Below are 14666 nucleotides of genomic sequence, written 5' to 3'. Positions count from 1 at the left end.
CGTCAATACGTGAAACAAGTTCTGCCATTCCTCGCAGAAAACTGACATTTTTGTGCAGTCACTTGATGCAGACCGACCGCACCTGCTTGAGGTCCGTGATTCCCATCATGATCTTCTCCATGCCGTCCATCTTCAGTGTGCGCATACCACTTTCGACTGCAGCGACAAAAATCTCTGCCACCCGGGCGCGCTCCTGGATCAGTTTCTTGATCGGGTCATCGGCGATCAGCAACTCGTGAAGTCCGATCCGGCCTTTGTAGCCGGATTTGCCGCATTTGTCGCAGCCCACGGGACGATAGAACTGGATTTTTCCACCCTCGCCATAGATTTTGACCCAGCTCTCGTAGAGTTTTCTGGCCTCGCCTGCGTAATCAGCTTTCCAAGCGGGTGTATGGCGCAGGTCTTCAGCGTATTCGGCCACAAAAGTCTTGATCTCCTCGCCATCGGGGGAGTAGCCCTCGCGGCAATCACACAGGCGCTTGGCCAGCCGCTGGGCCAGGATGCCCAGCAGGGCATCGGCAAAATTGAAGGGGTCCATGCCCATGTCCAGCAAGCGGGTGATCGACTCCGGCGCCGAGTTGGTGTGCAAGGTCGAGAAAACCAGGTGCCCCGTGAGCGAGGCCTCAACGCCCATGGACACTGTTTCCTTGTCGCGTGATTCGCCCACCATGATGATGTCCGGATCCGCCCGCAGGAAGGCGCGCATCACGAGCGCGAAGTCAATGCCGGCCTTTTTGTTGACCTGCACCTGCCGCAGCCCTTTTTGCGTGATTTCAACGGGGTCTTCAGCGGTCCATATCTTGGTGTCGGGCGTATTGAGGAATTTGAGAATCGAATGCAGTGTGGTGGTCTTGCCTGAGCCCGTGGGCCCGCACACATAGAACAAGCCGTAGGGCTTGCTGACTGTCTTTTCGACCCGGTCCCGGTTGTGGGGCGTCAAGCCGAGTTTTTCGAGCGGAATCGGCTCGCCCGCGGCCAATATGCGCATGACGATGTCTTCCACGCCGCCGGCTGACGGGATGGTGGCCACGCGCAATTCAATGTCGAGCGGACCAAATTTCTTGAACTTGATCTTGCCGTCCTGCGGTTTGCGCTTTTCCGAGATGTCCAGATCGCACATGATTTTCAGCCGGGTGATCATGGCCTGGCGAAAATGCGCGGGAACTTCAATATAGGGTTGCAAGCTGCCGTCAATGCGCAACCGGATCCCTGTCTTGGCCTTTCCCGGGAGCGGCTCAATATGGATGTCGGAGGCCTTCATGTTGTAGGCATCCACAATGACCTTGTTCACAAACTTGACGAGCTCGTTGTCTGCTGCGGCGGACTCCAGCGAAGAGTCATCGCCGCCGTCGTCATCGGCCGGGGCGCTCAGATCGGCCAACAGCTCGTCAATGCTGCCGCCTTCGACTCCCGCACCGTAGAGCTGGCTCAGGGTCTCCTCGAATTCCGTCTGCGTGGTCACCCGGTAGGCAAACTTGGTCATGCGCTGGAAAACCTGGGGCACGATGCGGGAACCCCGCACAGCCTCGGGGTCCATGCACATGACCACCAACCCCTCTGGTGTTTCCTCCACCGGAATCCAGCCCTGCTCCATCAGGAAGTCGCGCTTCAACGGCCCGTGCAGCATCTCGGAGCGGATACGCCCGCTGTTGAAGCCCTCATACGGGACTCCGAAGAATTTTGCAAGGGACGGGCCGATCTGAGCCGGGCGAATCTGGAACTGCGCCATCAGCATGTGTTCAACCGGCTTGGCTTCTTCGCGGGCGTTCTGGATGCATTGCTGCAACTCGTCGGCCGTCAGCACCCCATCCGCGACCAGTCCGTCGTATTTGGTGGCTTTGCGACGAGTTCCCTCTTCGGCCTTCTGCATTCGCTGGCGGATCGCCGTGGCCAGGGTCTTGCACAGCTGCGACGCGCCTTCGACCTCGAGCTCGCCAAAGGGTTCGTCGCTCTTGTTGTTGATGACCTGCAGGACGCCGTGCAGGTTGTCGCCATCGAGAATGGGCACCACCAGCATCTGTTTGGTGCGGTAGCCGGAGCGCTTGTCGACTTCCTTCAGAAAGCTCAACGTGGGATGAATGCGCTTGAGTGCCTCATCGTCATAGACATCGGCGATGTTCACCGGCTGCTTGGCGTAGGCAACGTAGCCCGCAATGCTTTGCGCGCTGATCGGCAATTTGAGGTCACGACTCGCGTTCAAGCCTGTCTTGACCTTGGAAACAATCGCGGTGCGATCGTCGTTGACCGCATAAAGCGTCAAACGGTCGGCATTGAGCAGTTTGCAGATGTCCTGGCTCGCCTCCAGCATGATCTGGTCAATGTTTTCCGTCTCGTGGATGCGCGTGGTGACCTGCTGCAGCTGACGGAAAAACAGCGCTTCAAACGAGACTCCCCGCTTTTCAGGCGGCAGCATCTGTGAGTCGAAGAAAGCCTGCTCAACATCTTTCTCTCCTCCTGGTGGCTTCAGCACGGCACTCATAGCTCGAACTCCTGTCCCGCGCGCAGCCAGCGGATGTCATGCGTGACATTGGGTCCAAAAGGCTGGGTTTGATCGAAGCGCTGGATTTCCGCCATGATCAGCTCCGTCTCGGCCGGCTTGGTGTGGGTGATGTAGATCGGGAAATGTTTTCCCTTGTCGATGCAATCCAGTTCCTCAGCCAAGGCATGCGGCGACAGATGGAGACTGCGTCGCGCCAAATCCTTTTCCCTGTTGCTGAAGGCGGTTTCAATAATGAGCGCCGCCACGTTCATCTGGTTGATCCTGCGCCAGAACGCGGGGTTGCGCTCGGTGTCGCCAGTGAATACCCAGCAACCGCGCCCGGAGGTAACCGCATAGCCCACGGCAGGCACCGTATGCACCGCAGGCAATACCTCGATGCGTTTGCCCGTGATGTCCAGGGTCTGGCCGACCTGGATCTCGTGAAAGCTGATGAAGGGTGCCTGCGGCGTGGGGATGCGGCTGAAATCCGGCCAGATCACATTGTTGAAGACATGGGCCTTGAGTGCCGCAATGGTGCCAGGCAGCGCATGGATCTGGACTGGTGACGTCCGTTGCGCCGCAATGGCGTCCACCATCAGCGGCAACGCCGCCACGTGATCCAGATGGGAGTGCGTCAACAGCACGTGGTTGATGCGCTTCATCTCGTCCAGCGCCAGATCGCCCACGCCGGTGCCGGCGTCGACCAGGACGTCATCGTCAATCAGAAAAGACGTGGTTCGGCAGTCCTTGGCTATCGCGCCGGAACAACCCAACACCCGCACTTTCATCAGGCCTCCTACTTCGTCTCGAAATTCGTCGCGCCATCCCATTCGGGGTCGAACGGTAGCAACCTCATCGAGGCTACACGCTGCGCGTACAGCTCGTAAAGGTATTTTTTGGCGTTCATCCGTTGCAGGTTCAACAACTGGACATCAGCCTGATCCCAATCCTGGGACCGATAGGCCTTGAGCACGGTGGCCCACGTCTTGAGCTCGTCAGTATGGGCCTTCTCCACACGGTCCGCTGGCGCCAGCGGCCAGAATATCGCGACGGCCTGCTCCTTCCCCTTGACTCTCACCCGGTCAAGCTCCTGCCAGGCGAAATCCGGTGCCAGTTTGCGGGTGGCTTCACTCACCACGATATCGACACCATAGGTCTTGGACAGGCCCTCCAGACGGGAGCCGAGATTCACGGAATCGCCGATCACGGTGTAGCTGCGCCGGATATCCGAACCCATGTCCCCGACACACATGGGGCCGGTGTTCAGGCCAATCCCGATCCCGATCTCGGGTATACCCTTGGCCCGATGCTCCTCGTTGAGCTTTCGTACGGCATTGGCCATCTCCATGGCCGTCTTGACGGCCAGATGTGCGTGGCTCGGCGTGTCCACGGGTGCCCCCCAGAACGCCATGACGCAGTCCCCCATGTACTTGTCGATCGTTCCGCGATTCGCGCGTATCAGGTCGGTCAGGCGGCTGAACACACCGTTCAGCAACTCCTGCAACTGCGTGGGTTCCATTTGTTCCGACATCTTGGTAAAGCCCCGCATGTCGCAGAACATCACCGTCAACTCCTTGCTGGCGGCCTTCATGCTGTAGCTGTCGGGGTCCTTCACCATTTCATCCACCAGCTCGGGGGGCACATAGGTGCCGAACAGGTTGGCCAATTCCCGCTTGGACCGGCTCTCCACAAAATAACCGTAGCTCATGTTCAAGGCAAATGCCGTCAGTGCCATGACCAGCGCAGAAGCCAGCGGAAGCACCAGCCCATAGCCGAGGTAAAGCCAGAAATTCAGCCCCACCAGCACCGCAATGACCGTCACGCTCGCAGCAACGGCCCGGGTCGCAGACAACAGGGGCAAGGCGAACGCCAGCGTCAAGCCGGAGAGCACCAGCACCACGACCTCAAATCCCATCGCATAGTCAGGCTTGACGAATATCTTGCCGTCCAGAAGCCCGGAAATCACATTGGCGTGCGTTTCCACCCCCGGATAGGTCTCCCCGACCGGTGTCACCCGCAAATCCAGCAGGCCGGGCGCCGTCGTGCCCAACAGCACGATCTTGTCCTTGAGCGCCGCAGCGGGAAGTCGCTTGGACAGCAAATCAGCTGCGGAAATGTATTTGAAAGACCCCCCGTTCACCCCACCCGGCCCGCGAAACGGCACCAGCGTCGCCACCCGGTCATCCACAGGCACGGCCAGCGCCTTGCCCCCTTGCTTGAGCAGAATGCTCTCGAGCCCCTGGTAGTTGCGGGCAATGAAACGGTCTTGCGGAAACCCGGGTTCAACCGATGGAAGCCCCACCAGCATCCGGAACATGGCCATGGAGAGCGACTCGTAATACTGGCCCTTGTATTCCGCAATCAGCGGGATGGACCGCACCACGCCATCGGTTTCAGTGATGGAATTGAAGAAGCCCCCCATGGGCGCGGCCTGTGCGATCTGGTCGATGTTGGACCCGTAACCGCTCCAGCTGGTGAATTTGATGGGCCGACCCTGCATTGCGTCCTTGTCCATCACCGGCGCGGGCAACCTCCCGGAGGTCCGCCCATCGCGGTCGCTGGTGAAGTAGTAGCCCATGACCACCGGCCGTTTTTCCAGCGATCTGGCAAACGCGGCGTCATAGTCCAGCGCCCCCTGGAGCTGGCCCAGGCGGTCGGCGAATCCGGGCTGATCCTTGAACTCGTTCTGCGCAAGCTGGCGCAGTCGCTTCAGCCCGGAACTCTCATCGGCCTCCGCAAACACCACATCGAAGCCGAGGAGGGCAATCTTCTGCCGGTCAAACAGGTCATCAACCAGCTCGGCCAGCTTGTTGCGGCCCCAGGGCCACCGCCCCACTTCTGCAAGGCTTTTTTCGTCGATGTCGACAATGACAATCCGGTCGTCGACGGTCTTGGGCATCGTCGCGCGCAAGCGGGCGTCGTAAATGATGTCGTCGAGGCGCTGCAATACACCGATCCGCATGACGCCGCTGGCATGCAGCAAGGCGAAGACCAGCGGAATCAGCGTGACGGCGATCCGGGACCAATGCTTGGAGAGCAATTCCATGAGGCCCCGAACTCTCCGTTAATTCGTTTCGCGCGGAAACCGGCCTCAGGCCTGGACAAACTGCATTTGCGTTCCGGCCAATTCCAGCAAATCCCCGTTTTTGAGCAGCACAGGCTCGCCACCAATCGGCGCGCCGTTCAGCGTCGGCTTGTTGGCGCCTTCCACATGGGCAACCACGAAGCCATTTTGCCGCTTGGTAATCGCCGCCACAGCCACACCGGGTTTGCCGATGGTCGTCACCACCTTGACCAAGGGGACTTCGCGGCCGGCAGCCGCCCCCGACAGGACCTTGATGTTGCCATTGGGCCCCCCACCGTCTGCCACGGCCGCTGCGGGCGCGGATGCAGCCGCGGCCGGCGCGGGCACGGCCAGACCGGCGCCACCGCTCTTGATGATCATGGTCTTTTCGAATCCGGCGCTCGCCGCTTCGTTGACATACTTGATCTTGTACTTGCCGATCTCCACAGTGTCGCCGTTCTGCAACAGCTGCTTCTTCACGGCCTTGCCGTTGACGTACGTCCCGTTGGTGCTGTTGAGGTCTTCGAGGTAGACCTCATTGCCCATCATCTGAAGTACGGCGTGCTCGCCACTGACCGCAAGGTTATCGATCACGATGTCGTTGTACGGCCGCCGACCCAACGTCGTGCGGTCTTTCGTCAACTGAACTTCCTTGATGACAACACCGTCGATCGAAACGATCATTTTCGGCATGGTCGACTCCTGTTTTTAAAACTTGTTTCGGAAAATTAGTACCAAAGACTATTTTCCCAGCAATCTGGAAATCAAGCCGCGCTTTTTGGCCCCACTTTGCGCCTGAGCCAACAAGACCGAGATATTGTCACGGCCCCCGTTGGCATTGGCTAGCTCAATCAGTTGGCCCACCTTCTGGTCCAACGGCGCCTCGGTGGCCAGGATTTGGGCGATGCCGTCGTTATCCACCATATCCGACAATCCATCCGAGCACATCAGGTAGACATCGCCAGGCTCCACGCGGTGTTCGTTGACCTCCAGCAGGACGGCGTCCTCCACACCCAGGGCCCGGGTCACCAGATTCTTGTTGGTCGAGGTGGCGGCCTGTTCGGGCGTGATCAAGCCGGCATCCATCTGCTCCTGCAACAAGGAGTGGTCCTTGGTGATCTGGACAAATTCATCGCCACGCAGACGATAGCAGCGCGAGTCACCGATGTGGCCCAGCATCAGGCGTGAATCCTGGAAAACGCCCAGCACCAGCGTGGTACCCATCCCACTGTACTGGGGGTTGGAGTTGGCGGCATTGAAAATGGAGCGATTGGCATTGTCGACACAGATCTCCATGGCGCGGCGAACTTCCTTGGAGTTCGCATGGCGGCCTGCCTGGGACAACCAGCGGCCCAATTCCGACTTGATGAATGCCGTGGCCATTCCGCTGGCGATTTCGCCTGCGTTGTAACCACCCATGCCATCGGCCAGCACTCCCAGACGGGTCGGCTCGTCAAACGTGACGGAGTCTTCATTGTTCTCGCGAGCGAGACCCGGGTCCGTGCGCGTGCAAAACTCGTAATTCATAGGTGCCTGAGGCTTAGGTCTCCGGATCGGTGGTACCACCGGCCCCTGGTTTCGGGCTCGCAGCGTCTGCCCTGCTGATGACAGCGGTCTTGGCAAAAGGGTCGGCGGCACCGGCGTCCATTTTCTGGGTCGCATCATAGCCGGGTGACGGGCTGGCTGTAACGCTGCCCGCAACGACCGTGGCATCAAAATCACCGCCGGTCTTCGCCGCAAGCACCTGGGTCTTGTCGGCCTGGGCATCGCCAGGCGTCGGTTCCGGGGCCTTGAAAGCCACGGTTTTTTCGGCACCCGCAGCGGCGGACGCGCCGTCCTGCGGGGCGCCCGCCGGTGCCGGCATGGCAGCGGCGACCGCTCCGCCCATCACGCCGCGCAGGTCCGCCGCAAACTGGTCACCATCCTGATAGCGCGCCTCGGGGCGCTTGGCGACCGACAGCGCCACGATTTGCGCCAGACGCTCCGGCAGATCCTTGCGGATGATCCGGATGTCCGGTGCTTCCTCGTTGGCAATCTTGTACATCAGCTCGGCCATCGAATCGCCACGGAACGGCAACACCCCGGCGAGCATCTGGAACAGCATCACCCCCAGGGAATACAGGTCCGAGCGGCCGTCAACCTTCTTGCCCGCAATCTGCTCCGGCGACATGAAGCTCGGGGTGCCGAGGACCAGACCCGTCTTGGTCTTGCTCGAGTCGGTGATCCGGGCAATGCCGAAGTCCGTGACCTTGACCGTGTCGCTCTCCAGCTCGTACATGATGTTGGCTGGCTTGATGTCCCGGTGCACCACGTTCTGCTTGTGCGCGTAGGCCAGAGCCTCGGCCACCCGGGCCACGATGGACAGCACCTTGGGCACCGGCAGCAGATGGCCGTCCCGGCAGAAATCCACCAGGTCCTTGCCCTTGAGGAACTCCATGGCGATGTAGGCCAGGTCATGTTCTTCGCCCGCGTCGAAGATGGTGACGATGTTCTGGTGCTGCAGACGCCCGGCGGTTTCCGCCTCGCGGAAGAAGCGCTCGCGCGCATCGGTGAGTTCTTCGCCTTCGAATTCCTGGCTCAGCGCCATGGTCTTGATGGCCACCACGCGCCCGATCTTGGGGTCCTTGCCGAGGTAAACCACACCCATGGCACCCTTGCCGAGTTCCTTCTCCACCTGGTAGCGCCCGAGCATGGGCTTTTCGACCGCGCCACCGTCCAGCAGCATGGTGCCCCCCGGATGGGCGCCGCCGCCCCCCAGGATCACGGTCTCGGAGAGGTTCTTGGCCCGGTTGAGCTTGGACTGAAGATCCTTGTAGTCCTTGTTCCAGGCCGCCATGTGCTCGTAAACCGCCTGCGCCTTGTTGAACTGGCGCTTGCGCTCGAAGTCCAGCGCCAGGTTGTACATGTTGTCCATGACCGCGTCGCTCATCGGCACGCGGCGGAAGCGGTCAAAGGCCATGTCGAGCTGACCCTGCCCCTGCAGCGCCAGGCCCATCATGCGGTTGGTTTCGGCCGACTCCTCGTCCGACTTGAGCTTGCCGGCCTCGGTCATGAGGAAACGCTTGGTGGTCAGCGCCAGATGCCCAATCACCAGCAGCGTGGCCGGGAACACCAGCTTCAACCAGAGGGAGGATCCCGCCAGCAGGCCAAACTCGGCGCCCATCAGGGTCACAAAGACCACCGCGGTGACGATGGCGGCCTTGCCAGCCGACAGCCGGGGCAGCGCGGCGATCAGGTAGGCCGCCACCAGCAGGAACACGGCAAAAGCCGCCCAGACGCCCCAGCCCGGCTGCACAATGAAATGCTCGCCAAGGATGCTGGACGTGATGTGGGCAATGACCTCGGCAGGGCTCATGCCGGTGGCCGCGGGCGTGGTGAACAGGCTGCCCACGCCATTGGCGGTGGCGCCAATGACCACGATCTTGTCGGCGTACTTGGATGCCGGGATCTTGCCGCTGATCACGTCATAGAACGAATCCACGGCGAACGCGGGTTTGCCGTCCCGCGCCTTGTAGAACTGGGGCAGCATGCGCGCGGACTCGTCGGTCTTGACCCGCAGCTTGCCGATCTGCACCGACTCGCCCACGTTCAGCTTGATGTCGGAAGGCCCCAGGTTCAGACTCTGCGCGGCCGCCAGCAGGGCCATGGAAGGCACGGCCTTGCCGTAGTAGTTGACCAGCAGGGGCTCTTCGCGGATGGCCCCGTCCACGTCGTTGATCTGGTTCAGGTGCCCGATGCCTGACGCCGCGTTCCCGATGATCTCGATCGGTTGCTGGCCCTTGATGGCGGGCACCGAGAATCCGCTGTTCTCATCGACCGCGCTCTTCAGCGCGTAAGGCGGCAGCGGCCGGTCGGGCCGGCCCTGAGGCTCCCCGAGAAAGAAGACCGACGGCACCAGGACGTTGCCGGCCTTGCTCATGCTGGTGGCCAGCTTGGCGTCCGTATCCAGCGCCTGCTCGGCCTCGGCAATCACCTTGCCCAATTGCTCCACCACGCCACCTGCGCCGGCCGCAGGGTCGGCGGCCGGCCCCAGCGCCTCTTTCATCTTGCGGATGAAAACCAGTCCCCGGTCGGTCTGCGGCTCGAAGAAAAAGGCCGTGTGGACGATGGTCTTGGCCTTGGCGGCGGCAAGCATGTCGATCAACTGGGCATGCACGTCGCGCGGCCAGGGCCAGCGCCCGATGTTGGCAATACTCTGGTCATCGATGGCGATGACGGCAATCCGGTCCGAGGGCTGGCGTGAGGTGCTGGTGCTGGCCACGTCGTAGAAGCGGCGCTCCAGGGTGCCAATGAAATCCGTGGCCTGGTGGAGGACAACCACCGCCATCACGACCAGAACGCCGACAAACCAGTCCGTGCGCCAGAACTGACTGCGTTTTGCCGATGAAGATTTGCTCACATCCCGCCCCTTTTCAGTTCGCAGATCACGCCGTCCCTTTTTATGGCGACCTGTCTCCCCGGACCTCAGAGGCCGGAGGCGGAACACCTCGAGTGTCGAAGGTAACAGACGGACCTGTGCCGGACAAGGCACTTTGTCACGGGGGTACTACGTTTTGTTGCAAATATGCGGCATTCAGCGCCCTCCGGACGCCTTCTGCGCGGGCCCCAGCGGCTATGCCTTTTTGCCGCGTTGCTGGAGCGCCTTGCCGATCACGATGACCAGGGCCGCCCCCATGGCAGCGCCTGCATAGTGCACCCAGGGGTTGCCCGCAACGAGGTCCTTGAGCACGTTGTCGCTCACGATGGTTTCGCCGCCCACCCAGCCGATCAGGGCCGCGCCCAGCATGACAATGATCGGGAAGCGCTCCATGAGCTTGATCATCAGCGTGCTGCCAAAGACCACCAGCGGGATGCTGATGGCCAGCCCCAGGATCAGCAACACCATGCTGCCCTTGGCGGCCGCGGCCACCGCGATCACGTTGTCAAGGCTCATGACCAGGTCGGCAATCAGGATGGTGCGAACCGCCGCGAACAGGTTGCCATGCTCCCTGGCATCGCCCTCATCGCCTTCTTCGTCACCCAGCAGCTGCACCCCAATCCACAGCAGCAGCAGGCCACCAACGATCTGCAGATAGGACAGCGCGAGCAGCTTGGCCGCCACCACCGTCAGGATGATCCGCAGCACCACGGCGGCACCGGAGCCGAAGAAGATCGCCTTGCGCTGCTGGTGCGGCGGCAGCGAGCGGGCCGCCAGCGCAATCACCACCGCGTTGTCACCCGACAGGATGATGTTGATCCAGATGATCTTGACGAGGCCGATCCAGAATTCCGCGCCCTGCAGCATGTCCATGGGTTGCTCCGGTGTTATGAATGAAGAGAGCGCCCCCGAACATCCGTTCCGGGGCGCTCTCTCTTTTTATGGAGCCACAGTTTAGTGGGCGCCAGCCGCCCACGCCGTTCGTAGTTCTGCTTACAGCAGGGCCTTGAGCAGCTTGGCCATCTCGGACGGGTTGCGCGTGACCTTGAAGCCGCACTCCTCCATCACCGCCAGCTTGGCGTCGGCCGTGTCGGCGCCGCCGGAAATCAGCGCGCCGGCATGGCCCATGCGCTTGCCCGGAGGGGCCGTCACACCGGCGATGAAACCGACGATGGGCTTTTTCATGTTGGCCTTGCACCAGCGGGCGGCGTCCGCCTCGTCCGGGCCGCCGATTTCGCCGATCATGATCACGGCGTCGGTGTCGGGGTCGTCGTTGAAGGCCTTCATCACGTCGATGTGCTTCAGGCCGTTGATCGGGTCGCCGCCGATGCCCACGGCGCTGGACTGGCCCAGGCCGATTTCGGTGAGCTGGGCCACGGCTTCGTAGGTCAGCGTGCCGGAGCGGCTGACCACGCCGATGCGGCCCTTGCGGTGAATGTGGCCGGGCATGATGCCGATCTTGATTTCATCGGGCGTGATCAGGCCGGGGCAGTTCGGGCCCAGCAGCAGGGTCTTCTTGCCGCCGGCGGCTTCCTTGGCCTTCATCCTGTTGCGCACTTCCAGCATGTCGCGCACGGGGATGCCCTCGGTGATGCAGATCGCCAGGTCCAGGTCGGCTTCGACAGCTTCCCAGATAGCGGCGGCGGCGCCGGCGGGCGGCACGTAGATCACGCTCACGGTGGCACCGGTCTGGCTTGCCGCTTCCTTGACGGACGCGTAGATCGGGATGTTGAAGATCGACTCGCCGGCCTTCTTGGGGTTCACACCGGCCACGAAGCAGTTCTTGCCGTTGGCGTATTCCTGGCACTTTTCCGTGTGGAACTGGCCGGTCTTGCCGGTGATGCCCTGGGTGATGACTTTGGTGTCTTTGTTGATGTAGATCGACATGGCGGTGTTCCTTAGGCGTTCTTGACGGCAGCAACCACTTTTTCAGCCGCTTCGGCCATGGTGTCGGCGCTGATGATGGGCAGGCCGGACTCGGCCAGCATCTTCTTGCCCAGCTCTTCGTTGGTGCCCTTCATGCGCACCACCAGCGGCACGTTGAGGTTGGTGGCCTTGCAGGCCGTGATCACGCCGGTGGCGATGGTGTCGCACTTCATGATGCCGCCGAAGATGTTGACCATGATGGCCTTGACCTTGGGGTTCTTGAGCATGATCTTGAAGGCTTCGGTCACCTTCTCGGGGGTGGCGCCGCCGCCCACGTCCAGGAAGTTGGCCGGCTCGGCGCCGTACAGCTTGATGGTATCCATGGTGGCCATGGCCAGGCCCGCGCCGTTGACCAGGCAGCCGATGTTGCCGTCCAGGCTGATGTAGGCCAGGTCGAACTTGCTGGCCTCGATCTCGGCCGCGTCTTCCTCGTCGAGGTCGCGCAGCGCGACGATGTCGGGGTGGCGGAACAGCGCGTTGCTGTCAAAGTTGAACTTGGCGTCCAGCGCCATCAGCTGGTTTTTGCTGTCGCGGTTCAGCGGGTTGATTTCCACCAGCGACGCGTCGGTGTCCATGTAGCACTTGTAGAGCTTCTGGAAGATGTCCACGGCCTGCGCCGTGGATTCGGCCGGCAGGCCGATGCCGTTGGCGATCTTCTGACCCTGGGCTTCGGTCAGGCCCACCAGCGGGTCGATGAACTCGGTGATGATCTTCTCGGGCGTGCTGTGCGCCACCTCCTCGATGTCCATGCCGCCTTCGCTGGACGCGATGAAGGCCAGCTTCTGCGTGGCGCGGTCGGTCACGATGGAGACGTAATACTCTTTCTGGATGTCGGCGCCGTCTTCGATGTAGAGGCGGCGGACTTTCTGGCCTTCGGGGCCGGTCTGGTGCGTCTTGAGCTGCATGCCCAGGATGTCGCCGGCGAGCTTCTTGACGTCGTCAATGCTCTTGGCCACCTTGACGCCGCCGCCCTTGCCGCGGCCGCCCGCGTGGATCTGGGCCTTGACCACCCACACCGGGCCGCCGAGTTTCTGGGCAGCCTCGACCGCCTCCTGCACCGTGAAAGCCGGAATGCCGCGGGGAACGGGCACCCCAAAATTGCGCAAGATGTCCTTGCCTTGGTACTCGTGAATCTTCATGAGGTCTCTCTCAGGAATGGATGGTTTGGTGCCCGAAAAGAGGGCCTGGGGCCTGCGAAGCAGGCGCTGCACGGAGCAGCCATCAACTGTATCATGCTGCAATGCACCAAACCTGAGCGTGGCCGAAGGCCGCGCCAGACCTTCTGACAGGACAGAAAAATGCCCAAGGTCTTCATCGACGGCGAGGCCGGCACCACCGGCCTGCAGATTCGCGAGCGGCTCGAAAAGATGCCGGCCATCGAACTGGTCAGCATCGCGCCCGACAAGCGCAAGGACCCGGCCGCCAAGCGCGACCTGATGGCGGGCGTGGACCTGGTCATCCTGTGCCTGCATGACGACGCGGCGCGCGAATCGGCGGCCATGGTGGCCGCCCTGCCGGGCCGCCAGCCCAAGCTCATCGATGCGTCCACGGCCCACCGCACGGCGCCCAACTGGGTGTTCGGCTTTCCTGAACTGGCGGCCGGCCAGCGCGACGCCGTGGCCGCGGCGCCGCGGGTGAGCAACCCGGGCTGCTATTCCACGGGCGCCATCGCGCTGATCCGCCCGCTGGTCGATGCCGGGCTGATCCCCAAGGACTTCCCGTTGTCGCTGCCAGCGGTCAGCGGTTACTCCGGCGGCGGACGCACCATGATCGAGGCCCACGAGAAGGGCGAGGCCCCGGCCTATGAAACCTATGCGCTGGGCCTGACCCACAAGCATCTGCCTGAAATCGTCAAGTACACCGGCCTGACCCGGCGGCCGATCTTCATTCCCGCCGTGGGCAGCTTCAGGCAGGGCATGCTGGTGCAACTGCCCCTGCACCTGGACCTGCTGCCCGGCCAGCCCAAGGCCGCCGCGCTGCGCGATGCGCTGGCCGCGCACTACGCGGGCAGCGAATGGGTGAGCGTGGAACCCGCCACCGACAACGGCAAGATCGAGCCCGAGGCACTCAACGACACCAACAAGATGGAACTGCGGGTGTTCGCCAACGAGGACTTCCGCCAGGCGGTTCTGGTGGCGCGGCTGGACAACCTGGGCAAGGGTGCCAGCGGCGCCGCGGTGCAAAACCTCAGGCTGATGCTGGGGCTGTGACGGCAGCGCCTTCCATTTGCTACATTTTCAGTAGCAAAGAGTGGCCGCCCCGCCTGGACTACAGGCCATTTTGATCTGAAAAACCGGACGGAACACCGCACTCATCGGGTTCGGCGCCGCCCGAGACCACGCGGTGAATGACTTCGGCGCTGAAGCCGCGCGACGCCAGAAACCGCATCTGCTTGCCCCGCTGCGCGGCGTCACGCGCAGGTTCGCCAAACTTCTTGTGCCAGACGCCGGCGGCGCGGGCCAGTTCGGTGCCGCGCAAATCGTCCAGCGCCTGCTGAACCAGTTCGGGCGCCAGCCCCTTGCCCTGCAGCTCGTGGCGGATGCGCGCGGCGCCGACCCGGGCAGCCCGCCGGTTGACCACCGACTCGACCACGCGCTGCTCGCTGATGAAGCCCTTGGCCTGCAGTTCGTCGAGCGCCCGGGCCAGCTGGCCGGGCGTTTCCTCAAAGGCGGCCAGCTTGCGTTCGAGCTCGGCGCGCGAGTGTTCACGGGCACTGAGCAGGCGCAGGGCGCGGCCCTTGAGCGAGACCTGGAACGACAGCGGCCCGCCCGACGCCATGC

General features: G+C 62.3%; 11 protein-coding genes. 1 reads left to right on the top strand and 10 read right to left on the bottom strand.

The genetic code is table 11. The annotated features are described in order from the left end of the window. Window positions 1-58: 58 nt before the first annotated feature. From tadA to sucC, 9 genes are all read right to left on the bottom strand, one after another. Window positions 59-2479, bottom strand: coding sequence for a Flp pilus assembly complex ATPase component TadA (gene tadA / locus KF796_03020; protein ID MBX3585591.1), 2421 nt, complete (start codon window positions 2477-2479; stop codon window positions 59-61). Next, window positions 2476-3267: a 3',5'-cyclic-nucleotide phosphodiesterase gene (locus tag KF796_03015; GenBank protein MBX3585590.1), complete on the bottom strand. Its 792-nt coding sequence runs from the start codon at window positions 3265-3267 to the stop codon at window positions 2476-2478. Before KF796_03015 ends, tadA begins: the two co-directional genes overlap by 4 nt. Before the next feature lie 8 nt (window positions 3268-3275). After that, window positions 3276-5525, bottom strand: coding sequence for a CHASE2 domain-containing protein (locus tag KF796_03010; GenBank protein ID MBX3585589.1), 2250 nt, complete (start codon window positions 5523-5525; stop codon window positions 3276-3278). A gap of 45 nt (window positions 5526-5570) precedes the next feature. Further along, window positions 5571-6236 (bottom strand): FHA domain-containing protein, encoded by a 666-nt coding sequence (locus tag KF796_03005; GenBank protein MBX3585588.1) that lies wholly within the window; start codon window positions 6234-6236, stop codon window positions 5571-5573. 48 nt (window positions 6237-6284) lie between these two features. After that, on the bottom strand, window positions 6285-7070 hold the full coding sequence (locus KF796_03000; protein ID MBX3585587.1) for a Stp1/IreP family PP2C-type Ser/Thr phosphatase: 786 nt from the start codon (window positions 7068-7070) through the stop codon (window positions 6285-6287). A gap of 13 nt (window positions 7071-7083) precedes the next feature. Further along, window positions 7084-9870 (bottom strand): CHASE2 domain-containing protein, encoded by a 2787-nt coding sequence (locus KF796_02995; protein MBX3585586.1) that lies wholly within the window; start codon window positions 9868-9870, stop codon window positions 7084-7086. 285 nt (window positions 9871-10155) lie between these two features. After that, a complete protein-coding gene (locus KF796_02990; GenBank protein MBX3585585.1) occupies window positions 10156-10833 on the bottom strand; it encodes a TerC family protein in 678 nt (225 codons plus the stop codon). A 120-nt stretch (window positions 10834-10953) separates the two neighbouring features. Continuing rightward, window positions 10954-11847, bottom strand: a complete 894-nt coding sequence (sucD, locus tag KF796_02985; protein ID MBX3585584.1) for a succinate--CoA ligase subunit alpha — start codon at window positions 11845-11847, stop codon at window positions 10954-10956. A gap of 11 nt (window positions 11848-11858) precedes the next feature. After that, window positions 11859-13025, bottom strand: coding sequence for an ADP-forming succinate--CoA ligase subunit beta (gene sucC / locus KF796_02980; protein MBX3585583.1), 1167 nt, complete (start codon window positions 13023-13025; stop codon window positions 11859-11861). A gap of 159 nt (window positions 13026-13184) precedes the next feature. Here sucC and argC point away from each other — a divergent pair, with 159 nt between their 5' ends. Further along, window positions 13185-14096 (top strand): N-acetyl-gamma-glutamyl-phosphate reductase, encoded by a 912-nt coding sequence (argC, locus tag KF796_02975; GenBank protein ID MBX3585582.1) that lies wholly within the window; start codon window positions 13185-13187, stop codon window positions 14094-14096. A 58-nt stretch (window positions 14097-14154) separates the two neighbouring features. Here the strand turns inward: argC and recX are convergent, their stop codons facing one another. Next, the gene (gene recX / locus KF796_02970; GenBank protein MBX3585581.1) at window positions 14155-14664 is read right to left on the bottom strand and encodes a recombination regulator RecX; all 510 of its coding nucleotides are present in this window, start codon (window positions 14662-14664) and stop codon (window positions 14155-14157) included. Window positions 14665-14666: the final 2 nt, after the last annotated feature.

Origin of the sequence: Ramlibacter sp., assembly GCA_019635435.1 — a bacterium.
GTDB lineage: Bacteria > Pseudomonadota > Gammaproteobacteria > Burkholderiales > Burkholderiaceae_C > JAHBZM01.
Note: the sequence above shows the minus strand (reverse complement) of the source record. Positions and strands in the feature narration are given on the sequence as shown.

Bases quoted from the DNA above. Each gene is read 5' to 3' on its own strand.
- tadA (MBX3585591.1), bottom strand. From the start codon at position 2,479: ATGAGTGCCGTGCTGAAGCCACCAGGAGGAGAGAAAGATGTTGAGCAG.
- KF796_03015 (MBX3585590.1), bottom strand. From the start codon at position 3,267: ATGAAAGTGCGGGTGTTGGGTTGTTCCGGCGCGATAGCCAAGGACTGC.
- KF796_03010 (MBX3585589.1), bottom strand. From the start codon at position 5,525: ATGGAATTGCTCTCCAAGCATTGGTCCCGGATCGCCGTCACGCTGATT.
- KF796_03005 (MBX3585588.1), bottom strand. From the start codon at position 6,236: ATGCCGAAAATGATCGTTTCGATCGACGGTGTTGTCATCAAGGAAGTT.
- KF796_03000 (MBX3585587.1), bottom strand. From the start codon at position 7,070: ATGAATTACGAGTTTTGCACGCGCACGGACCCGGGTCTCGCTCGCGAG.
- KF796_02995 (MBX3585586.1), bottom strand. From the start codon at position 9,870: ATGGCGGTGGTTGTCCTCCACCAGGCCACGGATTTCATTGGCACCCTG.
- KF796_02990 (MBX3585585.1), bottom strand. From the start codon at position 10,833: ATGGACATGCTGCAGGGCGCGGAATTCTGGATCGGCCTCGTCAAGATC.
- sucD (MBX3585584.1), bottom strand. From the start codon at position 11,847: ATGTCGATCTACATCAACAAAGACACCAAAGTCATCACCCAGGGCATC.
- sucC (MBX3585583.1), bottom strand. From the start codon at position 13,025: ATGAAGATTCACGAGTACCAAGGCAAGGACATCTTGCGCAATTTTGGG.
- argC (MBX3585582.1), top strand. From the start codon at position 13,185: ATGCCCAAGGTCTTCATCGACGGCGAGGCCGGCACCACCGGCCTGCAG.
- recX (MBX3585581.1), bottom strand. From the start codon at position 14,664: ATGGCGTCGGGCGGGCCGCTGTCGTTCCAGGTCTCGCTCAAGGGCCGC.